Origin of the sequence: Ancylobacter vacuolatus (genome assembly GCF_030813595.1) — a bacterium.
GTDB lineage: Bacteria > Pseudomonadota > Alphaproteobacteria > Rhizobiales > Xanthobacteraceae > Ancylobacter > Ancylobacter vacuolatus.
This window is the reverse complement of record NZ_JAUSUH010000011.1, coordinates 143,124-164,443: the sequence shown is the minus strand read 5'-3', so window position 1 is coordinate 164,443 and position 21,320 is coordinate 143,124. Positions and strand designations below refer to the sequence as shown.

Genomic DNA, 21,320 nt, shown 5'->3' with positions numbered 1-21,320 from the left:
CTTCTCCGTCGTTCAGTCGGGGCGGGGTGCGGCGGCCCGGCGCAGGCGGTCGGCGATCGCCTCGCCGAGATTGTGGCGCGGCAGCGGCACCACGGCGATGCCTTCGGCCCCGGCCGCATCCAGCTCCCGCAGCAGAGCGAACAGGCGGGAAGCCGCCTCGACCAGATCACCAGCGGGGCTTAGGTCGCGCAGCAGCGCAGCCCTCTCGCTGCCTGGCGGGCGGGCGCCGGCGAAGCTCAGCAGCGCCTCGCCGTGCCGAACCTCGGTGACGTCGAGACGTACGGGAACCGAGGGGGCATAATGCGAGGCGAGCATTCCGGGGGCGAGCGGCGCGGTCTCCGGATCATATGTCTCCGGGGCAAGCGGGGCGGCTGACAGGGACAAGCCGAGCACCGCCTCGATCGCCTCCCGTGCCAGCCCGCCTGGGCGCAGCAGGACAGGCGTGTCGCCGGTGCAGTCCAGAATGGTCGACTCCACCCCGACCGCGCAGGGGCCTGCATCAAGGATCAGGTCGATACGCCCGTTGAGATCGGCGAGGACATGGGCGGCCGTTGTGGGTGAGACGTGGCCGGAGCGATTGGCGCTCGGGGCCGCGATGGGCCGCGCGGCAGCCGCCAGCACCGATTGCGCCGCCGGATGGGCGGGCACGCGGATGGCGACGCTGGCGAGGCCAGCGCGGGCAAGCTCGCAGGTGGCACCCTCAAGAGCCGGCACCACCAATGTCAGGGGGCCCGGCCAGAAGCGGGCCGCGAGCCTCTCGGCGGCCGGGGTGAGGATGCCGACACGCTGCGCCGCCGCAAGGTCTGGTACATGGGCGATGAGCGGATTGAAGCTCGGCCGGCCCTTGGCGGCGTAGAGGCTGGCAACGGCAAGAGGATCGGTCGCGTCGCAGCCGAGGCCGTAGACGGTCTCCGTCGGCAGCGCCACCAGCCCCCCGGCTCGCAGCAGGCGTACGGCTTCAGCGATGCCGGCGGCGTCCGACGGCAGCACCCGGGTCGTCCGCCGGGGCGTGGGCGTCATCGACGCCGGCCGCCCGCTCGTGCTTGTCGCCACGCTTGCATCTCCCGCTCAGGCGCGCTCGGATAGGCGCTCCGGCCTGGCGGGTCAACGGCGTGCCGGAGCTGGCGGGGGCAGGAGGCGGAAAAAACGCCCCGCGCATGGCTGGCCCCCTCCGGCGGCGTGGCCTATCGTCCACCGCTTGCCAGGCCCTGAGAGCCAATGACCAGCACGACCAAGGATCTGCCAAAGGAACGCCATGACCACATTGCTGATCGCGCACGACGCCTGCCTCGAACACCTCACGCCCTCCGGCCACCCCGAGCGTCCCGACCGGGTGCGGGTGCTGAACCGGGTGTTCGAGGGCGAGCAGTTCGCCACACTGGCGCGCGAACAGGCCCCGGTAGCGGCGCGCGAGGATATCGTGCGTGTCCATCCCGAGGATTACGTGGCAGCGCTTGAAGAAGCGATGCCGGATGAGGGGATGGTGCGGATCGACGGCGACACGGTGATGTCGCCTGGCACCGGCGAGGCGATCTGGCGCGGGGTCGGCGGCGCGGTACTCGGGGTCGACGAGGTGCTGTCGGGCAAGGTGGACAACGCCTTTGTCTCGATGCGCCCGCCCGGTCACCACGCTGAAACCCGCACCCCCATGGGCTTCTGCCTATTTAACAATGTCGCCATCGCCGCGCGCCACGCCCAGAAGGTGCATGGCATCGGCCGCGTCGCCATCGTCGATTTCGACGTGCATCACGGCAATGGTACGCAGGAGATCTTCTTTTCGGACCCGAGCGTGATGTATGCCTCCACCCACCAGATGCCGCTTTTTCCCGGCACCGGCGCGGTGGGCGAGCGCGGCACCACCGATAACATCGTCAATGCGCCGCTGCGCTCGGGTGACGATGGCGAGCATTTCCGCCAGGCGTTCGAGAGCCGCATTTTGCCGCGCCTGCAGGCTTTCGGGCCGGAGCTCCTGATCATTTCCGCCGGTTTCGACGCTCATACGCGCGACCCGCTCGGCAATATCAACCTGCTGGAAGACGACTATACCTGGGTGACGAAGAAGCTGATGGACATCGCCGACACGCATTGCGGCGGCAGGATCGTCTCGGTACTGGAAGGCGGCTACGATCTCGAGGGGCTGGCCCGATCCGCCTCCGCCCATGTCATGGCGCTGATGCGCGGCTGACCGCGAGGGGGTGAGAACGGCGGTTCCTGCCTGTATAAGGGGCCCCGACTCATGGAGGGATGACGCAATGGTCGATGCGGCGGATGTGAACGCGCTGAGCTTCGAGAAGGCGCTCGCCGAGCTGGAGACCATCGTCGCCAAGCTCGAGGGTGGCAATGTCCCGCTGGAGGAATCCATCGCGCTCTATGCCCGAGGCGAGGCGCTGAAGGCCCGCTGCGACACGCTGCTGAAGGATGCCGAGGCGCGGGTCGAGAAAATCACGCTCAGCGCCGATGGCCGCCCGGCCGGCACCCAGCCGCTGGATGGGGAATAGGCGCGGGCCGCGCCCCATGACCGTGCGGCTGCGCCCCCACCACCTGCTCTGCCTACTGACCTTTGTCGGGAAGGGCTACACACCCGCCTTCACCGCGCAGTATCGGCGGATTGTCGCCCGGTTGAATGAAGGCGAGGCGGTGGAACTGGTGGAAGGGCCAGACGATATCTGCGCGCCGATGCTGGGCGAGTCCGACCACCATTGCCGCAATGCCAGCGTGGCCCTGCGCGACACGCAGGCCCGCGCGGTCCTTGCTGGACTTCTCGGCCACCCGCTCGAGCCTGGCAGGGCAATCGCCCTCACGGAGGCGCGGGTCGGGCGGATGCGCCGGGCCTTTGCGGAAGGCGGCATCCGCGCCGCCTGCGCGGGGTGCCAATGGTCGGATTTCTGTACCCAGATCGCCGGTCAGGGTTTTGCGGGAACGCGGCTCGCAGGCGCAGGCTTCAGCCCGTCCGGTGGCTATGGCACGCCGGATTGAACACCCGCACCGTCGAGGCGGGGTGGCGGGCCAGCGCCGCCTCGGGCCGCACCGGGCGGCGCACCAACTCGCCCGCGCAATTGGGGCAGCTGCCGCCCAGCACCTGCGCGGCGCAATCGGCGCAGAAGGTGCACTCAAACGTGCAGATCAGCGCCTCGCGCGAGGCCGGCGGCAGGTCGCGGTTGCAGCATTCGCAATTCGGCCGAAGCTCGAGCATCTGGACCCCGCTCAGTACACGCCGGGGATCAGCCGCGCCGTGCGGGCGCTGTAGGCGCGGTACTCGTCGCCGAAGGTGTCGAGCATCATCTTCTCCTCGCGGCCGATGCGGAAGGCATAGAGGATTCCGAAGCCGATGAGGCCGGCCGGGCCGGCGATCCAGTTCGGGATCAGGATGAGCTGCGCCAGCGCCCACAGGAAGAAGGCTGAATACATCGGGTGGCGCACATGCCGGTACACGCCACCGGTGATGAGCTTGTGCGTGTCCTTGATCTCCAGTGTTACCGACCAGTTCTTGCCGAGGTCGCGGTGGGTGCGGCGGAACAGCCAGAGCGAGAACACGAAGGTGAGGGTGCCAAGCGCGAACTGCACTCCGGAATAGGGGTAGTCGGCGCCGTTGAAGATGGGGGAGGTCGCCCACAGCAGCGGGACGATACCGAGGCCCATTGTCGAGCAGGAGAGCAGCACCAGCTCGCGCAGCCGGTCGCGGGCGTCGATTACGCGCTCGCGCTTCACCTTGCGCTCGAAGGGCAGGCGGATGACATACCAGCCGATGCAGCCGGCGGCCCACACGATCTTTGCGGCGACGATAAGGGTCATGAAGCGTCCGTTGGTTCAGGCGATCAGGGAGCCATCCGCCGCGAAGCGACCGACCGGCCCCTCCGCGCGCGCGGACAGGTCGGGGAAGGACAGCGGGCCGAGGGCGAACATGAAATAGTCGTAGGGCGCCTTCTGCTCATTCGCCAGCAGGAACTGGTAGTGCAGCCGCATGGCGTGCCAACGCAGCCGCTTCAGCTTGGCGTGGGTGAGCATTTCCTTGATGTTGGCGTTGCGCAGCAAAGGCGGGCTGGGCTCGGCATGCTCGAAACCGGCGCGGCGCAGCGTCACCGGGTGAAACTTGTAGAAATTGATAGCGTCGTGCCGCGCCTGGTACTCGACCCAGGTGAGGCCGGGCGTCTGCGCGATGCGGGTAGCCTGCCGGCGCACCTTGCCGCCCTTGGCGTGCAGGGCGAGCTTCGGGATGGTCGCGCCGCAGGTGAGCAGGTTGACCCGTGTCGGCCCATCCGCCAGGCCGGGATCGCGATCGAGCGCGCGGTCAATCACGCCGAGCATCAGCGTCGCCCCTAGACTATGCCCGACGAGGATGATCTCGTCATGCGCGCCGGCGCGGACCGCCTCCACCAGTACCTCGGCGAAGCGGTCGAGCCGGGCGTCGAGGGTTGGCGTGCTGTCGTGCAGATAGTCGCGCGCCAGGTCCCAGTCGTCGAGCGCCTGATGCAGGCGCCAGTCGCGTCCCGGCCGGTGGAACAGGGCGAAGAAGATGGCAGTGCCGGTGGCGAGGGCCGCGAGCCAGGCGAACGGGGCGGGGAGGACCGACCCCAACCCCCACAGCACCAGCGCCCCGGCGAGAAATCCCCCGGCGACAAATAGCGCGCAGATGAGATAGGGAAAGAAGAAGAACAAGCCATAGCGCGGGCTGGCGCGGAAATAGCCCCGCGCCGCGCCGCCGCGCAGAAAGTCCCACAGCCCGCCAAAGCCGCGCCACAGCCGCACCGGGTCGGGCCGTGCGTCCAGCGCGCCGATGATGTCCTCCCAGCGCAGGATGCGGTACTCGGTGCGGGTCGACCAGTTGGGGCCGCGTGCAGTGGCCTCCCAGCGGGCATAGGGCTGCGCGCCGTCGTCGAGCCGGGGCGTCACGCTGACTTCCACCGACCACAGCTTGCCGAACCGCTCCGCCTGGTTGGCGAAGCGGCCATGGTGATAATCCATGTCAGTCGGGTCATGGCCAGGGAAGAACAGCACCAGTCGCCGGAATGCCTGCCTGGCCGGCGTGTCAGCGCCCGCCTTGTCGACGAGGGAGGCGACGATGGCCGCACCCGCGCCGGCGGCTTCCCCCGGTCTGTCGTCCCTGTGCGTCGACGTCGCGACTCGTGTGTCCATGCCGCGTTTTTAAAGGAAGCCGGGCCCCGAGGCCAACGCCGCGTCGGCCTGCGGGTGCGGTCTCCACATGCGGTTGCGCGCGGCACCCCGCCAGAGGTGGCGCCCGGGTCGCGCGAGCGTGCGTTGCGCGCCCCGCCGTCCTTGTGTATGCCGTTGGACTTCGCCCGGCGGCGCGTGCCCCTGTGTGCGCGCCGTCGGCGAGTGTGTTTTCGGAGCCGTTCTTGACCCGTCCCTCGACGCCGCTACTCGACACGATCCGCGAGCCGGCCGATCTGCGCCGCTTGCCGGAGGAGCAGTTGCCGCAGATCGCGGCGGAATTGCGCGAGGAGATGATCGACGCAGTTTCCGTTACCGGCGGCCATCTCGGCGCCGGGCTCGGCGTTGTTGAGCTGACGGTGGCGCTGCATCATGTGTTCGACACGCCCAATGACCGGCTGATCTGGGACGTCGGCCACCAATGCTACCCGCACAAGATCCTCACCGGGCGGCGCGAGCGCATGCGAACGCTGCGCCAGGGCGGCGGGCTTTCCGGCTTCACCAACCGGGCCGAGAGCGAATATGATCCCTTCGGCGCCGGCCATTCCTCGACCTCGATCTCGGCCGGGCTCGGCATGGCGGTGGCGCGCGACCTCGCCGGCGGCCAGCGCAACGTGGTGTGCGTGATCGGCGACGGCGCCATGTCTGCCGGCATGGCCTATGAGGCGATGAACAATGCCGGGGCGATGGATTCGCGCCTCATCGTCATCCTTAACGACAACGACATGTCGATCGCCCCGCCGGTGGGGGCCATGTCGGCCTATCTGGCGCGGCTGCTGTCCGGGCGGACCTATCGCTCCCTTCGTGAGACCGCCAAGCAGCTCGCCGGCAATCTGCCGAAATTCTTCGGCCGGCAGGCGGCGCGGGCGGAGGAGTTCGCACGCGGCTTCTGGACCGGCGGCACGCTCTTCGAGGAACTCGGCTTCTATTATGTCGGGCCGATCGACGGCCACAATCTCAGCCACCTGCTGCCGATCCTGCGTAATGTGCGCGACGCCGAGACCGGCCCAGTGCTGGTTCATGTCGTCACCCAGAAGGGCAAGGGCTATCCGCCGGCGGAAGCTTCCGCCGACAAGTATCACGGCGTGCAGCGCTTCGATGTCGCCACGGGCGCGCAGAAGAAGGCGGCGTCCAACGCCCCGAGCTTCACGCGGGTCTTCGCCGAGAGCCTGATCGAGGAAGCCCGCCACGACGACAAGATTGTCGCCATCAATGCCGCCATGCCGGCCGGCACCGGGCTCGACCTGTTTGGCGAGGTCTTTCCCGAGCGCTCCTTCGATGTCGGCATCGCCGAGCAGCATGCTGTGACCTTCGCCGCCGGGCTGGCAACCGAGGGCTACAAGCCGTTCTGCGCCATTTACTCGACCTTCCTGCAGCGGGCTTATGACCAGATCGTCCATGATGTGGCGATCCAGCGCCTGCCGGTGCGCTTCGCCATCGATCGCGCCGGTCTGGTGGGGGCGGACGGCGCCACCCATGTCGGCGCCTTCGACGTGCCGATGCTCGCCACCCTGCCGGGCATGGTCGTGATGGCGGCGGCCGACGAGGCCGAGCTGATGCATATGGTCGCCACGGCTGCGGCTTATGATGAAGGCCCGATCGCCTTCCGCTACCCGCGCGGCGAGGGTGTGGGCGTGGAGCGCCCCGCGCGCGGCACGCCGCTGGAGATCGGCCGTGGACGGGTGGTGCGCGAGGGCTCGAAGATCGCCCTGCTCTCGCTCGGCACGCGGCTCGCCGCATGCCTTTCCGCCGCTGACCAGCTCGCCGGCTTCGGCCTGGCGACCACAGTGGCCGATGCGCGCTTCGCCAAGCCGATCGACCGCGATCTGGTGCTGCGGCTGGCCCGCGAGCACGAGGTGCTTGTCGTAGTGGAAGAGGGCGCCGTCGGCGGTTTCGGCAGCCATGTGCTGACCCTGCTGGCCGAGGCGGGAGCGCTCGATCGCGGCCTCAAGATCCGCACCCTCGCCTTGCCTGACCGTTTCATCGAGCAGGATTCCCCTTCCAGCCAGATGCACGAGGCCGGCCTCGACGTCGAAGGCATCGTGCGCGGTGTCTTCAATGCCCTCGGGCGCGAGGAAGAAGCCGCGCTCGCCCTGCTGCGCGGCTGAGCCGGACCGACCGGCGATGCGCCCGCCGTCCGCTGCAAAGCCGCCCCCCTCATCCTCCCGCCGCGACCGCGCCGACCGGGTGCTCGTGGAGCGTGGCTTGTTCGACAGCCGCGCCCGCGCCCAGGCGGCGATCGAGGCTGGCCTCGTCACAGCCGATGGCAAGCGGGTCGCCAAGCCCTCCGAGACGATTTCCGCCAGCGCCGCCATCGCGGCACGCGAGGCGTATGAATGGGTGTCGCGGGCCGGGCTGAAACTGGAAGCGGCGCTCGATGCCGCCGGGCTTAGCGTTGCGGGGCTGGAGGCGCTGGATGTCGGCGCTTCGACCGGCGGCTTTACGGAGGTGCTGTTGGCGCGCGGCGCTTTGCGGGTGCACGCCATCGATGTCGGGCGCGACCAGCTGCATCCCCGGCTGCGGGGCCATCCGCGCCTTGTCTCCCGAGAGGGGACCGACATTCGCAACGTCGCGCCGGGCGAGGTGCCGGCAGCCGGCATCCTGACGGTGGATGTGTCGTTCATCTCGCTGCACCAGGTGCTGCCGGCATTGCTCCCTCATGCGGCGGCAAAGGCGCATCTGGTGGCGCTGGTGAAGCCGCAATTCGAGGTCGGTCGCGACAAGCTGTCCAAGGGCGGCATCGTGAAGGACGCCGAGGCCCGCGCCGAGGCAGCGGCGCGCATCGCCGATCTGCTGGAAGAGCACGGCTGGAAGGTGACGCATCGGCTCGTCTCGCCCGTGCTGGGCGGGGACGGCAATGAGGAAAGTCTCCTCGTAGCGGCGCGGGCGGAGTGATGCCGCCCGCGCCTTTACCCCATGAGTGGCACCGGTCAGGCGCGCCGCGTCTGGCCGCCACTGGCGACCAGCATCCCCGCGACCTTCTCAGAGACATAGCCGAGCGCGGCGCCGACGATCATCGACAGCACGATCGTGACCAACGGGTTGGCGAGGCTGGCGGCGGTGAGGTTGGCGAGGCCGTCCGCCGTCAGCAGCGTGTAGCCGGCCATGGCGGCAAAGCCGTAGACCATCGCCGGAATGGCGGCGAAGGCCGGCAGATGGCCGAGCAGGATCATCACCAGCACGCCGACGCCGACGCAGATGCCGGCCCATACGGGCAGGCCGAGCGTATCGCCGAGCCCGCCGCGGCTGACCGCCAGCAGGGTCAGCCACGCCATGACCGCGCCCGCGATGTTGGCGAGGATGGTGGCCTTGAGCCCGGCTTCCTTGCCACCGCAGTGGAAGAAACAGGCCCAGGCGATGAAGGCGGCCCAGATTTGCAGGCCACCAGCGAGAGGCCCGAGAAACAGCCAGGTAGCGAGGCCCCCAAGGACGCCAACGCTGATGGCAAGTGCGGAAACAAGCGGCATTCTTTCCCCCTTTTGGTTGTTTAGAGACTTATTATTATGTGCATGTGCTAAGTAAACGACGCTGTCCATTTGAATAAACGGAATCAGCCACTCTTATATTAGCGTAGATTCTTGAGATCAGCATGCGGATTGTAGTCATTGTCTGCGCTCTGGGTGATATTTGCTCTCAAATACATTATAACTTATGGATCATGATAGAGGTGAAGCCCGGATGAGCATGACCAAGCTCGATATTGCGCGGATCGGCCACCGGGGCGATGGCGTTGCCGACACGACGGAGGGAACGGTCTTCGTGCCGCTGACCCTGCCCGGCGAGGTGGTTGAGGTTGAGCGCGAGCATGACCGGGCACGGCTGCTGGCGGTGCTCGCGCCCAGCCCCGACCGGATCGCGCCGATCTGTCCGCATTTCGGACCGTGCGGCGGCTGCGCGCTCCAGCATTGGGCGCCCGCGCCCTATGAGGCCTGGAAGCGCGCTCTCGTTGTCGAGACGCTGGAGCGGGCCGGGATCGAAACCGAGGTGGCGCCGCTGGTTGCCGCTCATGGCGAGGGGCGCCGGCGGGCAACCTTCCACGCGCGCGGCACGGGCGGCAGCGCGCCAAAAGGGCGGGACGTGCTGGCGGTGGGCTTCGCCGGCCGGCGCAGCCATGCGGTGGTGGCGATCGACGCCTGCCCCATTCTCGCGCCCGGCCTTGATGGTGCGCTCAAGGCGGCCTGGGCGGTGGCGCAGGAACTGGTGCCGATCGCCAAGCCGCTCGACATCCAGGTGACGGCGACGGAAACCGGGCTGGACATGGATGTGCGCGGCAGTGGCCCGCTGAAACCGAACCGTGTCGTCGCCTTGGCGCAGATCGCCGGCGAGCATGGGCTGGCGCGCCTCACCCGCCATGGCGAACTGGTACTGCAGCGCGAGCCGCCCATGCTCACCATGGGCCGCGCGCGGGTTGCCCTGCCGCCGGGCTCCTTCCTGCAGGCGACGGCGGCCGGCGAGGCGGCGCTCGTGCGGCTAGTGACGGAGGCGGTGGACGGCGCCAAAGGCGCGGCGCGCGCGGTCGACCTGTTCTCGGGTGTCGGCACCTTCGCGTTGCGGCTTGGCGAGCGGGTGCGGGTGACGGCCTATGAATCCTCGGCATCTGCCATCGAGGCGCTGACCAAGGCCGTGCGCGGCGCGGCCGGGTTGAAGCCGGTGACGGGCGAGGTGCGCGACCTGTTCCGCCGCCCGCTGCTGGCGCAGGAGATGAAGGGCGTGGATGTGGCGGTGTTCGACCCGCCGCGCCAGGGCGCGGAGGCGCAGGCGCGCCAGCTGGGGGCGAGCGCCGTGCCGCTGGTGATCGGCGTGTCCTGCGACACAACCACCTTCGCCCGCGACGCGCAGATCCTGATCGAGGGCGGCTACCGGCTGGAACGTGTCACCCCGGTCGACCAGTTCCTCTATTCCGCCCATGTGGAGCTGGTTGGGGTGTTCCGACGGTAACCACGTCGGCACGCGCCGGCCGGGAGGACGGCAAATGTGCTGGCGTTCGCCCGCGGGGCGGGCGAGGATAGCCCTAAACCGCGTTCCGGGAGGACATCGTGAAGGCTCTGCTTATTGCTTCGGTACTTGCACTGGCCGTGGGTTCGACCTGCGTGCAGGCCGAGACCATGTCCTCCATGACCATGCCCTCCATGGGCGGGCCGACGCCGCAGGCGCTTGCCAAGGCCGCGAAGGTGCCGTCGACTGCGGCCTTCATCAACACCGCCGCCGCCGCGAACCAGTTCGAGATCGCGTCGAGCCGGCTCGCGCTGCTGAAGTCGTTCAATCCCAGGATCCGGGCCTTCGCGGCCAAGATGATCACGGACCACAGCCGCATCGGGACGGCGTTCGTCGCCGCGCTCGGCAAGGCGGACACCGGTATCGTGCCGCCGCCCGGCCTCGGCGCCGATCTCGACGCGGAGATGGCGCGGTTGCGCGGCCTCTATGGTCCCGCCTTCGAGGCGGAATACGTTGCCGCCCAGACCAAGGGGCATCAGGCCGCCGTCGGCCTGTTCGCGGGTTATGCGAAAGGCGGCGCCAATCCGGTGATGAAGGCTTTCGCCAAGGCGACCCTTCCCACCATCGAGATGCATCTCGGCATGTGCTACGAGCTGGCCGCCGCGCTGAAAAAATAGACGCTGGCCGGCAGGGAGAGCGATCCCGGCTCTGCGCTTCGCGCCGGCCGGGATGACGGCGGCAGGGGTGCGGTCGCGAACCCTTCTCAATTGCCCCAGCGCTCCATCCACATGCGCTCGCCGATGGAGCAGGACACGCGCGGCTCCTCGGCGCCGGCGGGGCGGATCAGCGCCGGCTTCGGCGGTTTGACTCCGGCGATCTCCAGCACCAGCTTGGTCTTGATGGCGTCGGCGAATTCATGCGGGCCGCGCACCGGAATGACGAAGGCGCCGGGGCCACCGATGACGCAGTCCTCGTAATAGATGTCGAGGTCGCCAATATCGAGCAGCGAGCCGCTGGCCTGCTTCAGCATCAGCGGCAGGCCGTTGATGGTGATGCCGCGCGCGGCGATGGCGTCGCGCGTCACATCCACCAGCGGGCCCTGATTATTGGTGCCGTCGCCTGATATGTCGATCACCCGCCGGAGGCCGCGAATGCCGTTACCCTCGATGAGGTCGGCGCTGAAATTCATCGCGCTGGAAATCGAGGTGCGGTAGACGCGGCGCAGCGGTGCCGCGCCGATGGCGGCGGCAAAGGCGCGCGCCTCGCCGGCGCTGCCGACCAGCGTCCAGTCGACCACCAGCTTCTGCTCGTCCGCGCCCGCCCATTCGACATAGGCGATGGCGATGCGGCCATTGGGGCCGAGCCGCAGCGCGCTGAGAAATTCCGGCGAGGTGACGGCCTGCATATAGCCTTCGCGCTGCAAGGCGAGCTCGTCCAGGTCCATCGAATAGGACACGTCGACCGCCAGCACCAGCTCGACATCGACGATGTCATCGGCGCGGGCGCCGCCTGCTGCCGTGAGGCTGCACAGGGCGGCGATCAGGGCGAGAAACGCACGCACGCGCGACATCGCGACCTCCGTCGGTGACGGGACCTCGACGTGTCAGAGAACCGTCATGCCCATGGTGACATGAGGGGGGCGGGGGCACGAGCCGAAAGTGTGGGCGGGCGCCCCGACCCGATGCCGTTCGCGTGAGCGAACGCTACCGGGGTAGCGGCGCACCCCGCTACCGGAGTAGAGAGCGCCCGCGCGCGTCACACGTCCAGCGTCTCGGTGTCGGTTATCTCGATGCCGAAGCCGGCGACGCCGACATAGGTGCGCGCGCGCGACGCCAGCAGGCGGATGGAGGAGATGCCGAGATCGCGCAGGATCTGCGCCCCGAGCCCGACCTCGCGCCAGTTCTGGTCGCGCATCTTGGCGCTCTCAATCCGTTCCTCGTCGCCCATGGTGGCGGCCGGCACGCCTGTCGTGCCGTCGCGCAGATAGACCAGCACGCCGCGCCCTTCCGCCTTGATCCGCTCCAGCGAGGCGCGGATCGCCTTGCCGCCGGTGAACACATCGCCGATCGGGTCGGCCCGGTGCAGGCGCACCAGCACGTCGCGTCCATCGCCGATCTTGCCGTGGATGAGCGCGAGGTGGTTCACCGGCTCGAACGGCGTGACATAGGAAATGGCGTGCATCTCGCCCACCGCCGTCGGCGCGGCGAATTCGGCGGTGCGGCTGACCAGCTTCTCGCGCAGCTGGCGATAGGCGATGAGATCGGCCACCGAGATCCGGGTGAGCTTGTGGGTGCCGGCGAATTCGGTGACTTTCGGCCCCCGCATCACCGAGCCGTCATCGTTCACCAGTTCGCAGATGACGCCGACCGGCTCCAGATTGGCCAGCCGGCACAGATCCACCGCCGCCTCGGTGTGGCCCGAGCGCATGAGCACGCCGCCTTCCCTCGCGATGAGCGGGAAAATGTGGCCGGGGCGGACGAAATCCACCGCGCCGGCATTCGGGTTGGCGAGGCCGCGCACGGTGGCGGTGCGGTCCTCGGCGGAAATGCCCGTCGTGGTGCCGTGGCGGTAATCGACCGAGATGGTGAAGGCGGTGGAGTGGGGGGCGTCGTTGTCCGTCACCATCGGGTTGAGCCGCAGCCGCTTGGCATGTTCGGCGGTGAGCGGGGTGCAGACGATGCCCGAGGTGTGGCGCACGATGAAGGCCAGCTTTTCCGGCGTGGCGAACTGGGCGGCGACGATGAGGTCGCCCTCATTCTCGCGGTCGTCATCATCGGTGACGACGAGCATCTCGCCACGGGCAAAGGCTTCGATCGCCGCTTCGACGCGGGCCTGCAGATTGTCGGTCATGAGTATCGCCTCCACGCTCGCGAGCCCGAGGAAATCGTTCGGCGTCACCGCGCCGCCGGTAGCGGCGGCGATGCGCCCGCCCGCTTCCCGCGAGATCCAGGCCGTTTCGTCCTTGCACAGCGCGGTGATGCTGGCCGGTGACAGGCCGACGGCGCGCGCGAAGGCGCTCTTGGTCGTGCCTGTGGTGGTGAGCCAGTCCGCGAGTTTCATGACCCGACGATAAAGCTGCGAATATTCACTGGCAATGAAAATTGTAGATCGTTTCAGCGATACTGAAATGCGCCCGGCGCGTAGGCAGGCTGAAGCGCCCCGTCGCCTTCTCTGGCGCGGAGCTGCGGGCCGGCACGTCGCCTTCGCCCCTTAGATCAAGGGGCGTGCGGGGCGCCGGGACGGGAGCCCCGGCGGTCGCCTGCACCGTGTGTGAAAAGGTGGTGCAAGCAGGTCGTCAACCGTCCGACGCGCCGTCTCCAGCGCCCCGCAACGCGGTGTTTCTAGGCTTGCTCCATGCGCGCCCGGGAGGACTGTCACTTTCTATCCTCCCCTGTGGGGTGCGTGACGCACCGGCGCGCCCTTGCGGGCGGACGGCACGCGTCGCCCCGTGGCCGGTGGGAAGACCGACCGGGGACGCATGGCTTGGGCCGCCGGACGCCGGGGTGCGTTATCCCCGCCACTCGGCCACCGCCCCCCATCCCGCGCGAGCCGGCCGCTCCGGTTGCGCCCCCTTCGTCGGGATGAGGTGGGGGGATTATCGCGCCGGGGGCAGGGGGGGCGGATAGAATTGTGTTGGCGCGGTCCTTCGCTGCGTTCCGGCCGGGAGGACGAGGCTCAGCGCGGGAACGGCCAGGCCGGGGGCGTGCCGACCTGGCCGCGCTGGCGCAGGAAATGGTCGGCCAGCACGCAGGCCACCATCGCCTCGCCCACGGGGACGGCGCGGATGCCGACGCAGGGGTCGTGCCTTCCCTTTGTGACGATTTCCGCATCCTCGCCATGGCGCGTCACGGTGCGGCGCGGGGTGAGGATGGAGGAGGTCGGCTTCACCGCGAAGCGCACCACCACCGGCTGGCCGGTGGAAATGCCGCCGAGCACGCCGCCGGCATGGTTGGCGAGGAAGACCGGGCGGCCATCATTGCCCATCCGCATCTCGTCGGCATTGTCCTCGCCGGTCAGCGTGGCGCTGGCGAAGCCCTCGCCGATCTCCACGCCCTTCACCGCATTGATGCTCATCAGCGCCGCCGCGAGGTCCGCGTCGAGCTTGCCATAGAGCGGCGCGCCAAGGCCCGGCGGCACGCCCTCGGCCACCACCTCGATCACCGCGCCGACGGAAGAGCCGGACTTGCGGATGCCGTCGAGATAATCCGCCATGCGTGCGGCCGCCTGCGCGTCCGGGCAGAAGAACGGGTTGCGGCCGATCTCGGCGCTGTCCCAATTGGCGCGGTCGATGCCGATCTCGCCCATCTGCACCAGCGCGCCGGTGATCGTCACATCAGGCAGCACCTTGGCGGCGATGGCGCCGGCGGCGACACGCACCGCCGTCTCGCGCGCGGAGGAGCGCCCGCCGCCGCGATGGTCGCGCAGGCCGTATTTCACGTCATAGGCATAATCGGCATGGCCGGGGCGGTAGCTCTCGGAAATCGCCGAATAGTCCTTGGAGCGCTGGTCGACATTCTCGATCAGAAAGGCGATCGGCGTGCCGGTGGAAATGAGCGTGCCGTCTTCCTCCGCCAGCGTGCCGGAGAGGATGCGCACCTCGTCCGGCTCGCGGCGCTGGGTGGTGAAGCGCGACTGGCCGGGCCGGCGACGATCCAGCGCGGCCTGCACCTCGTCGAGCCGGAAGCGCAGGCCGGGCGGGCAGCCGTCGATCACCCCGCCAATGGCGGGCCCATGGCTCTCGCCAAAGGTGGTGACGCGGAAGAGGTGGCCGAAACTGTTGAAGGACATAGCGGTTCCGCCGGCGACAGGGGAGGGGCCCGGCGCTTCTAGGCGCCCGCGCGGCGGGCGTCAAACACGCCTTGGCCGGCCCCGTCCGTCGCGGAAGAGGGGTCCGCCATGGAGAATGGCGCCAATCATGCTAGAGAGTGTCAATCCCTGATTGCCAACCCCGAGCCGATGCCCCTTTTTGAAATCGCCGTTGTCGTCCTGCTCGTCCTGATCAATGGCGTGCTCGCCATGGCCGAGCTTTCCGTCGTGTCCGCCCGCCCGGCGCGTCTGCGCTCACTGGCCGATAATGGCTCCCACGGCGCCCGCATGGCGCTGCAGCTGGCCTCCGACCCCGGCCGCTTCCTCTCCACCGTGCAGATCGGCATCACCCTGATCGGCATTCTCGCCGGCGCCTTCTCCGGCGCCACGCTCGGCGGCATGCTGGGCGAATGGCTGCGGGAGCAGGGCGTCTCGCCCGGTCTCGCCGGCGGCCTTGGCTATTCGCTCGTCGTGGCGGCGATCACCTATGTCTCGCTGATCATCGGCGAGCTGATCCCCAAGCGCCTGGCGCTGCGCAGCCCGGAAAAGCTCGCCAGCCTGGTCGCGCCAGGGATGGTGATGCTGGCGCGCATCGGCGCGCCCGCGGTGTGGCTGCTCGACATTTCCTCGCGCCTCGTGCTGCGCCTGCTGGGCGAGCACGGCACCAGCGACGACAATAATGTGACCGACGAGGAAATCCGCGCCATCGTGATGGAGGCGGAGACCGCCGGCGTGATCGACCCGGACGAGCGCAAGATGATCGCCGGGGTGATGCGCCTCGCCGACCGGCCGGTGCGGGCGGTGATGACGCCGCGCACCGATGTCGACTGGATCGACCTCACCGACGAGCCCGACGCGGTGCGCCAGACGATCCGCGAGACACGCCACACCCGCATGCCGGCCTGCGAGGGCACGCCGGAGGAGGCGGTCGGCGTCATCGACATTCGCGACCTGCTGGAGGCCTATCTCAATGGCGAGACGCCGGACCCGCGCCGCTTCGTCAAGCCGGCGGTGGTGATGGTGGAGACCGCCGGGGCGCTCGGCGCGATGAAATCGCTGCGCCACGGGGAATCGCCGCTGGCGCTGGTGGTGGACGAGTATGGTTCGATGGTCGGCATCCTCACCCCGGCCGACCTTCTGGACGCGATCGCCGGCACCGTGGTGCTTGACGAGGACGGCCAGGCCAAGCCCGACGTGGTGGAGCGGGCGGATGGCAGCTATCTCGTCGCCGGCTCGACCCCGCTCGACGAGCTCTCCGAGGTGCTGGGCATCCGCATCCCGCAGGATGCCGGCTTCCACACCGCCGCCGGTCTGGTGCTGCACGAATTGAAGGCGCTGCCGCAGGAAGGTGCCACCTTCGAGACGATGGGCTGGCGCTTCGAGGTGGTCGACATGGACGGACGGCGCGTCGACAAGCTGCTGGTGCAGCGCGCCGTGGTGCCCCGGCGGCGGGCGCCGCTGCTGGGCTGAGCCGCCGGCGGCTCAGCGGATGCTGGCGTCGACCGAAAGCGCCGGCGTGGACGCCGGCAGCCCGCCATAGCGGGTGCCGACGCCGACGACGACGGTGACGATGGCAACGGCCAGCGCCGCGGCGATGAGGCCATATTCGAGGCCGGTGCCGTGGGGCCGGCGTGCGACGGCGGTGCGGCGGCGCGATGCCATCGACTGCCCGACCATTTCCCGTTCCACCATTTCGCGCATGGACCTGTCTCTGCTTGAATACATCCGCATGACATCTGTCTTGGGACAGATCTTGTTATGAGGACACCTTGCGCCCCACACCTTGACCGCACGTTAAAGCCGGCGCAGGCCGCCAATCCTCTTGGCGTGTGGTTAATGTTTGCCGGTGGGGGATGGTTAATACTTCACGACCGCGACCATCGGCCGGGCGTCATCTGACGGGCAGGCAGGAGGGCCGTCTTGGCTGCGCTTGGCCCGGCGTGACACGGAGCGCCGTCAGGACCGGGCCTGGCCCGGTCCTGCACGACTTTGCTGGCGCGCCTTCCGACAGAAGCCGTCATCCCCGGGTCAGGCCCGGGGATGACGGTCTCCCTCGGCGTCTCTAAACCCGATCAACTGCGCGGCTTTGCCCGGCGCGTCGGCTCGGCCTGGGCCGGGTCTTCCGGCCAGGGGTGGCGGGGATAGCGCCCGCGCATCTCGGCGCGCACGTCGCGCCAGGAGCCGGCCCAGAAGGCCGGCAGGTCGCGGGTCAGCTGGATCGGCCGGTGCGCCGGCGAGAGCAGCGACAGGATCAGCGCCACCCGCCCGCCGGCGATGCTGGGATGGGTGGTGAGGCCGAACAGCTCCTGCACCCGCACATGCAGCGTCGGGCCGCCATCCGTGGCGTAGTCGATCGGCAGGCGCGAGCCGGTCGGCACCTCATAATGGGTCGGCGCCTCGGCCTCCATGCGCCGCGCCTGCTCCCAGGGCAGCAGCAAGGTGAGGGCACGGCCGAGTCGCTCAGTATCGAGCGCGCCGAGCGCGGTGATGTCGCCCAGGACAGGCGCCAGCCACTCCTCGACGGTTTCCGTGAGGGCCGTCCAGGACAGGTCCGGCCAGAGATCGGGGGCGCTGGCGTGGAGGAAGCGGGCGCGATCAAGCCATTGCCGCTGCGCATCGGACCAGTTCAGCCGCTCCAGCCCGCGCGCGGCGGCGGCGCGGGCCAGCGCCCGGGCGGTGTCTTCCCCCGGCTTCAGCGCGGCGGTGCGCTCGGCCAGAACAAGCGCGCCGAGCCGGCGCACATGGCGCGCGCGCAGCGCGCCGGAGGCGACATCGAAGGCGGTTTCCACGCCCTCGGTGATGGCGTCGCCGAACTCCGCCTCGATCTCGGCCTCGGTGAGCTCGGCGGCGAGCAGGATGCGCGCCTCATCCGCCGTGCCGGTGAGTTCGGCGATGGCGAGGAAGCGGGCGCGGGCGAGTGAGGAGGCGGGGTCCAGCGCCGCGCCGCGCCCATTCGCCAGCACGAAGCGCCGCCCGTCGCCGCGCCCGCGCGCCACCCGGTCGGGGAAGGCCAGCGCCAGCAGAACGGCGGGGGAGGGCGCATCGCCGGCCATCCGGGTGCCGGAAACCTGCCGTTCCGCCTCCCCGGCCCAGCGTTCGACCAGCCGCCGGGCTTCCTCGCTGCGGCGGGAGCGGTCGCGGGCGAAATCCATCAGCCGGTGGGCGAGGTCGGGGGCGTCGCCGCCGAGCCCGCGCTCGGAGACGAGGGCGGCGATGCGCGCCGCCTCTTCGCCGGCGCCGCGCCGCGCGCCTTCGATCACCATGCGGGCGAGGCGCGGCTCCAGCGGCAGCCGGGCCATGGCGCGGCCGAGCGGGCTCACCTGCCCGTCCGTAGCGAAGGCGCCGAGCGCGCCGAGCAGCGCCCGTGCCTCCGTCACCGCCGGAGCGGGCGGCGGATCGAGAAAGGCGAGGCTCGCGGGATCGCGCGCGCCCCAGACGGCGAGATCGAGCACGAGGCGCGAGAGGTCGGCGGCGAGGATTTCCGGCGTGGCGAAAGCCGGCAGGCTCGCGGTCTCCGGCTCGTGCCACAGGCGCAGGCATACGCCGGGCTCGGTACGCCCGGCGCGGCCGCGCCGCTGGTCGGCGGCGGCGCGGGACACCCGCACGGTCTCCAGCCGGGTGAGGCCGACGCCGGGCTCGAAGCGCGGCACCCGGGCGAGGCCGCTGTCGATGACGAGGCGCACGCCCTCGATGGTGAGGCTGGTCTCCGCGATCGAGGTGGCGAGCACCACCTTGCGCCGCCCCGGCGGGGCGGGGGCGATGGCGCGGTCCTGCTCGGCGGGGGTGAGCGCGCCATAGAGCGGGGCGATATCGATGGCGGGATCGCGCACGGCCTCGCGCAGAAAACGCTCGGTGCGGCGGATCTCAGACGCGCCGGGCAGGAAGGCGAGCAGCGAGCCGGTCTCCTCGCGCAGCGCGCGGGCGATGAGCTCCGCCATCTGCCGCTCGATCGGCGCGCCCGGTGTGCGTCCGGCATAGCGGGTTTCCACCGGGAAGGCCCGCCCCAGGCTCTCGACGACAGGCGCGCCGGCCAGCAGCCGGGCGACGCGGGCGCCGTCCAGCGTCGCCGACATGACGAGGATGCGCAGGTCCTCGCGCAGCGCGGCTTGGGCGTCGAGCGCCAGCGCCAAACCAAGATCGGCGTCGAGGCTGCGCTCGTGGAACTCGTCAAACAGCACGGCGGCGACGCCGGAAAGCTCCGGGTCATCCAGCATCATCCGGGTGAAGATGCCCTCGGTGATGACCTCGATGCGGGTGTTCCGGCCGATTTTCGAGCCGAAGCGGGCGCGGTAGCCGACCGTCTGCCCGGCTTCCTCGCCCAGCGTTTGCGCCATCCGGGTGGCGGCGGCGCGGGCGGCGAGGCGGCGCGGCTCCAGCACGAGGATCTTGCGACCGCCCACCCAGGGCTGGTCGAGAAGCGCCAGAGGCACCCGCGTGGTCTTGCCCGCGCCGGGCGGGGCGACGAGCACGGCGGAAGGACCCGCGCGCAGGGCGGCGGTCAGTTCCGGCAGGGCGTCGTCAATGGGCAGGGGCGAGAGGGGCGCGGGCATGGCGCAGGGCTATACAGCCTGTTGCCCGATCCCGGAACTGCTGCCGGGCACGCCATCCCGGAAGGGCCCTGTCTCCCTCTCCCCGACGGGGAGAGGGTTGGGGTGAGGGGTCTTCGACGCTCCGCGAGCGTGGGGGGGCGCCCCCCCCCCCCCCCGCCGCCCCCCCCCCCCCCCCCCCCGGGGGGGGGGGGGGGGGGGGGCCGCCCTCTTCGACGCTCCGCGAGCGTGCCCCCTCACCGACCCGCTTCGCGGGCCACCTCTCCCCCAAGGGGAGAGGAAAGTCACGTCCGACCGCCCGCTCAGAAGATGGCGTCGAGCGTGCGGCCGATCTTCTCGACGATCTCGCCCATCTGGCTCTCGCTGACGATCAGCGGCGGGCTGACGGCGAAGGTGTCGCCGGCGGTGCGCACCATCATGCCCTCGTCGTGGAACAGCCGCTCCATGCCTTCATAGGCGCGACGGCCGACGCCGTCGGCGCGCGATTCGAAGTCCACCGCGCCGACCAGGCCGACCGTGCGGATGTCGAGCACGCCGGGCTTGGAGCGCAGCGAGTGGAAGGCATCGGCCCAGATCGGCTCCAGCGCCCGCGCCCGCTCGAACAGGCCTTCCTCGCGGTAGAGGTCGAGCGTGGCCAGCGAGGCGGCGCAGGCCAGCGGGTGCGCCGAATAGGTGTAGCCGTGGAACAGGTCGATGACAGGCGCGTCGCTCTTCACGAAGGCGTCGTAAATGTGCTTGCGCACCAGCACGCCGCCCATCGGCACCGCGCCCGAGGTGACGCCCTTGGCGAAGGTGATCATGTCGGGCACCACGCCGTAGCGCTCGGCGGCGAAGGCATAGCCGAGACGGCCGAAGCCGGTGATGACCTCGTCGAAGATCAGCAGGATGCCGTATTTGTCGCAGAGCTCGCGCAGGCGCTTGAGATAGCCGACCGGGGCGGGAATGGCGCCGGTGGAGCCGGCCATCGGCTCGACGATGACGGCGGCGATGGTGGAGGCGTCGTGCAGGGCGACGAGGTTCTCCAGCGCGTCGGCGCGCTCGGCGCCCCACTCCGGCTCGCCCTTGGAAAAGGCCTGCTTCTCGCGATTATAGGTGTGCGGCAGATGGTCGACACCCGGCAGCAGCGAGCCGAACATCTTGCGGTTGGGCGACATGCCGCCGACCGAGATGCCGCCGAAGCCGACGCCGTGATAGCCGCGCTCGCGGCCGATGAGGCGGGTGCGCGTCGCATTGCCCGTGGTGGCGTGATAGGCGAGCGCGATCTTCAGCGCGCTGTCGCCGGCTTCCGAGCCGGAATTGCACAGGAACACATGGTCGAGATCGCCCGGCGCCAGCGCGGCGATGCGGGCGGCGACGGCGAAGGCCTTGGGGTGGCCGTACTGGAAGGGCGGGGCGAAATCCATTTCCGCCGCCTGGTGCTGGATCGCCTCGACGATCGGGTCGCGGTTATGGCCGGCATTGGCGCACCACAGACCGGCGGTAGCATCAAGCACCGCGCGCCCTTCCGGCGTGTAGTAGTGCATGTCCTTGGAGCGCGAGAGCAGGCGCGGCTTCGCCTTGAACGCCCGGTTGGGCGTGAAGGGCATGAAGAACGCCTCAAGGTCGTTCGGGCTGGCGGCTGCGGAAGAGTAAGCAGACATGAATGACTCCGGCTGATACGGCGAAGGGGACAAGCCGCGCTTTTTTAGTCATGTATAATACGTAAGCAGGTTGCGCTCACGAGAAATAATCATGATGTGATCACTTTCCTTTCTGCCGGGCCGGCGGCGTCATTGGCCGGCTTGACCCGGCGGCCTCATCGCGGCCATCAACGCACGGCAGAGATGGAGGCGTTCACGCTGCGTCAGCGGGGGTGAGCGCGGC

Annotated in this window: 19 protein-coding genes; 8 read left to right on the top strand and 11 right to left on the bottom strand. The window is 69.6% G+C overall.

All coding sequences use genetic code 11. From position 1 onward, the window contains the following. Positions 1 to 12 precede the first annotated feature (12 nt). Positions 13 to 1,020 (bottom strand): L-threonylcarbamoyladenylate synthase, encoded by a 1,008-nt coding sequence (locus J2S76_RS19965; protein WP_307063458.1) that lies wholly within the window; start codon positions 1,018 to 1,020, stop codon positions 13 to 15. Between the two features lie 235 nt (positions 1,021 to 1,255). Here J2S76_RS19965 and J2S76_RS19960 point away from each other — a divergent pair, with 235 nt between their 5' ends. From J2S76_RS19960 to J2S76_RS19950, 3 genes are all read left to right on the top strand, one after another. Continuing rightward, entirely contained in the window at positions 1,256 to 2,185 is a 930-nt protein-coding gene (locus J2S76_RS19960) for a histone deacetylase family protein (protein WP_307063356.1), read from the top strand. 67 nt (positions 2,186 to 2,252) lie between these two features. Further along, complete coding sequence (locus J2S76_RS19955) at positions 2,253 to 2,498, top strand: exodeoxyribonuclease VII small subunit (protein ID WP_307063354.1); 246 nt, start codon at positions 2,253 to 2,255, stop codon at positions 2,496 to 2,498. Positions 2,499 to 2,514: 16 nt separating this feature from the next. Beyond that, positions 2,515 to 2,976, top strand: coding sequence for a DUF1284 domain-containing protein (locus J2S76_RS19950; RefSeq protein ID WP_307063352.1), 462 nt, complete (start codon positions 2,515 to 2,517; stop codon positions 2,974 to 2,976). Here J2S76_RS19950 and J2S76_RS19945 read toward each other — a convergent pair. The 3 genes from J2S76_RS19945 to J2S76_RS19935 are packed head-to-tail and all read right to left on the bottom strand — an operon-like array spanning position 2,942 to position 5,133. Beyond that, positions 2,942 to 3,193, bottom strand: coding sequence for a DUF1272 domain-containing protein (locus J2S76_RS19945; protein WP_307063350.1), 252 nt, complete (start codon positions 3,191 to 3,193; stop codon positions 2,942 to 2,944). The two genes, J2S76_RS19950 and J2S76_RS19945, sit on opposite strands and share 35 nt — an antisense overlap. 11 nt (positions 3,194 to 3,204) lie before the next feature. Beyond that, the gene (locus J2S76_RS19940; RefSeq protein ID WP_307063348.1) at positions 3,205 to 3,792 is read right to left on the bottom strand and encodes a protein-S-isoprenylcysteine O-methyltransferase; all 588 of its coding nucleotides are present in this window, start codon (positions 3,790 to 3,792) and stop codon (positions 3,205 to 3,207) included. A gap of 15 nt (positions 3,793 to 3,807) precedes the next feature. Further along, positions 3,808 to 5,133: a hypothetical protein gene (locus J2S76_RS19935; RefSeq protein ID WP_307063346.1), complete on the bottom strand. Its 1,326-nt coding sequence runs from the start codon at positions 5,131 to 5,133 to the stop codon at positions 3,808 to 3,810. Positions 5,134 to 5,354: 221 nt separating this feature from the next. Between J2S76_RS19935 and dxs the strand changes: the two genes are divergently transcribed. Both dxs and J2S76_RS19925 read left to right on the top strand, forming a co-directional pair. Continuing rightward, a complete protein-coding gene (dxs, locus tag J2S76_RS19930) occupies positions 5,355 to 7,277 on the top strand; it encodes a 1-deoxy-D-xylulose-5-phosphate synthase (RefSeq protein ID WP_307063344.1) in 1,923 nt (640 codons plus the stop codon). Positions 7,278 to 7,293: 16 nt separating this feature from the next. Continuing rightward, positions 7,294 to 8,064 (top strand): TlyA family RNA methyltransferase, encoded by a 771-nt coding sequence (locus J2S76_RS19925; protein ID WP_307063341.1) that lies wholly within the window; start codon positions 7,294 to 7,296, stop codon positions 8,062 to 8,064. A gap of 35 nt (positions 8,065 to 8,099) precedes the next feature. Here J2S76_RS19925 and J2S76_RS19920 read toward each other — a convergent pair whose 3' ends face one another. Continuing rightward, positions 8,100 to 8,636 carry a DUF1097 domain-containing protein gene (locus tag J2S76_RS19920; RefSeq protein ID WP_307063339.1) on the bottom strand — a complete coding sequence of 179 codons (537 nt, stop codon included), beginning with the start codon at positions 8,634 to 8,636 and terminating at the stop codon, positions 8,100 to 8,102. A 211-nt stretch (positions 8,637 to 8,847) separates the two neighbouring features. Between J2S76_RS19920 and J2S76_RS19915 the strand changes: the two genes are divergently transcribed. Beyond that, positions 8,848 to 10,107 (top strand): class I SAM-dependent RNA methyltransferase, encoded by a 1,260-nt coding sequence (locus tag J2S76_RS19915; RefSeq protein WP_307063337.1) that lies wholly within the window; start codon positions 8,848 to 8,850, stop codon positions 10,105 to 10,107. Positions 10,108 to 10,298: 191 nt separating this feature from the next. Next, positions 10,299 to 10,781, top strand: a complete 483-nt coding sequence (locus J2S76_RS19910) for a DUF4142 domain-containing protein (RefSeq protein ID WP_307063335.1) — start codon at positions 10,299 to 10,301, stop codon at positions 10,779 to 10,781. A gap of 86 nt (positions 10,782 to 10,867) precedes the next feature. Here J2S76_RS19910 and J2S76_RS19905 read toward each other — a convergent pair whose 3' ends face one another. From J2S76_RS19905 to aroC, 3 genes are all read right to left on the bottom strand, one after another. After that, positions 10,868 to 11,674, bottom strand: a complete 807-nt coding sequence (locus tag J2S76_RS19905) for a DUF1194 domain-containing protein (protein ID WP_307063333.1) — start codon at positions 11,672 to 11,674, stop codon at positions 10,868 to 10,870. A 185-nt stretch (positions 11,675 to 11,859) separates the two neighbouring features. Beyond that, positions 11,860 to 13,164 (bottom strand): 3,4-dihydroxy-2-butanone-4-phosphate synthase, encoded by a 1,305-nt coding sequence (gene ribB / locus J2S76_RS19900; protein ID WP_307063331.1) that lies wholly within the window; start codon positions 13,162 to 13,164, stop codon positions 11,860 to 11,862. 615 nt (positions 13,165 to 13,779) lie between these two features. Beyond that, complete coding sequence (aroC, locus tag J2S76_RS19895; RefSeq protein ID WP_307063329.1) at positions 13,780 to 14,892, bottom strand: chorismate synthase; 1,113 nt, start codon at positions 14,890 to 14,892, stop codon at positions 13,780 to 13,782. A 168-nt stretch (positions 14,893 to 15,060) separates the two neighbouring features. Here aroC and J2S76_RS19890 point away from each other — a divergent pair, with 168 nt between their 5' ends. After that, entirely contained in the window at positions 15,061 to 16,380 is a 1,320-nt protein-coding gene (locus J2S76_RS19890; protein ID WP_307063327.1) for a hemolysin family protein, read from the top strand. 12 nt (positions 16,381 to 16,392) lie between these two features. On the opposite strand, the gene J2S76_RS19885 is transcribed toward J2S76_RS19890, so the two are convergent. The 3 genes from J2S76_RS19885 to aptA all read right to left on the bottom strand — a co-directional run bounded on the left by J2S76_RS19885 (position 16,393) and on the right by aptA (position 21,097). Beyond that, positions 16,393 to 16,611, bottom strand: coding sequence for a hypothetical protein (locus tag J2S76_RS19885; protein ID WP_307063325.1), 219 nt, complete (start codon positions 16,609 to 16,611; stop codon positions 16,393 to 16,395). Positions 16,612 to 16,982: 371 nt separating this feature from the next. Further along, on the bottom strand, positions 16,983 to 19,460 hold the full coding sequence (gene hrpB, locus J2S76_RS19880) for an ATP-dependent helicase HrpB (RefSeq protein ID WP_307063323.1): 2,478 nt from the start codon (positions 19,458 to 19,460) through the stop codon (positions 16,983 to 16,985). A 299-nt stretch (positions 19,461 to 19,759) separates the two neighbouring features. Beyond that, positions 19,760 to 21,097: an omega-aminotransferase AptA gene (gene aptA / locus J2S76_RS19875; RefSeq protein ID WP_307063322.1), complete on the bottom strand. Its 1,338-nt coding sequence runs from the start codon at positions 21,095 to 21,097 to the stop codon at positions 19,760 to 19,762. Positions 21,098 to 21,320 lie beyond the last annotated feature (223 nt).

Coding starts and splice junctions, on each gene's coding strand:
- J2S76_RS19920 (WP_307063339.1), bottom strand. CDS start 8,636: ATGCCGCTTGTTTCCGCACTTGCCATCAGCGTTGGCGTCCTTGGGGGC.
- J2S76_RS19960 (WP_307063356.1), top strand. CDS start 1,256: ATGACCACATTGCTGATCGCGCACGACGCCTGCCTCGAACACCTCACG.
- J2S76_RS19925 (WP_307063341.1), top strand. CDS start 7,294: ATGCGCCCGCCGTCCGCTGCAAAGCCGCCCCCCTCATCCTCCCGCCGC.
- J2S76_RS19890 (WP_307063327.1), top strand. CDS start 15,061: ATGCCCCTTTTTGAAATCGCCGTTGTCGTCCTGCTCGTCCTGATCAAT.
- J2S76_RS19945 (WP_307063350.1), bottom strand. CDS start 3,193: ATGCTCGAGCTTCGGCCGAATTGCGAATGCTGCAACCGCGACCTGCCG.
- J2S76_RS19885 (WP_307063325.1), bottom strand. CDS start 16,611: ATGCGCGAAATGGTGGAACGGGAAATGGTCGGGCAGTCGATGGCATCG.
- aroC (WP_307063329.1), bottom strand. CDS start 14,892: ATGTCCTTCAACAGTTTCGGCCACCTCTTCCGCGTCACCACCTTTGGC.
- aptA (WP_307063322.1), bottom strand. CDS start 21,097: ATGTCTGCTTACTCTTCCGCAGCCGCCAGCCCGAACGACCTTGAGGCG.
- J2S76_RS19935 (WP_307063346.1), bottom strand. CDS start 5,133: ATGGACACACGAGTCGCGACGTCGACGCACAGGGACGACAGACCGGGG.
- J2S76_RS19915 (WP_307063337.1), top strand. CDS start 8,848: ATGAGCATGACCAAGCTCGATATTGCGCGGATCGGCCACCGGGGCGAT.
- J2S76_RS19950 (WP_307063352.1), top strand. CDS start 2,515: ATGACCGTGCGGCTGCGCCCCCACCACCTGCTCTGCCTACTGACCTTT.
- J2S76_RS19940 (WP_307063348.1), bottom strand. CDS start 3,792: ATGACCCTTATCGTCGCCGCAAAGATCGTGTGGGCCGCCGGCTGCATC.
- J2S76_RS19955 (WP_307063354.1), top strand. CDS start 2,253: ATGGTCGATGCGGCGGATGTGAACGCGCTGAGCTTCGAGAAGGCGCTC.
- ribB (WP_307063331.1), bottom strand. CDS start 13,164: ATGAAACTCGCGGACTGGCTCACCACCACAGGCACGACCAAGAGCGCC.
- J2S76_RS19965 (WP_307063458.1), bottom strand. CDS start 1,020: ATGACGCCCACGCCCCGGCGGACGACCCGGGTGCTGCCGTCGGACGCC.
- hrpB (WP_307063323.1), bottom strand. CDS start 19,460: ATGCCCGCGCCCCTCTCGCCCCTGCCCATTGACGACGCCCTGCCGGAA.
- J2S76_RS19910 (WP_307063335.1), top strand. CDS start 10,299: ATGGGCGGGCCGACGCCGCAGGCGCTTGCCAAGGCCGCGAAGGTGCCG.
- J2S76_RS19905 (WP_307063333.1), bottom strand. CDS start 11,674: ATGTCGCGCGTGCGTGCGTTTCTCGCCCTGATCGCCGCCCTGTGCAGC.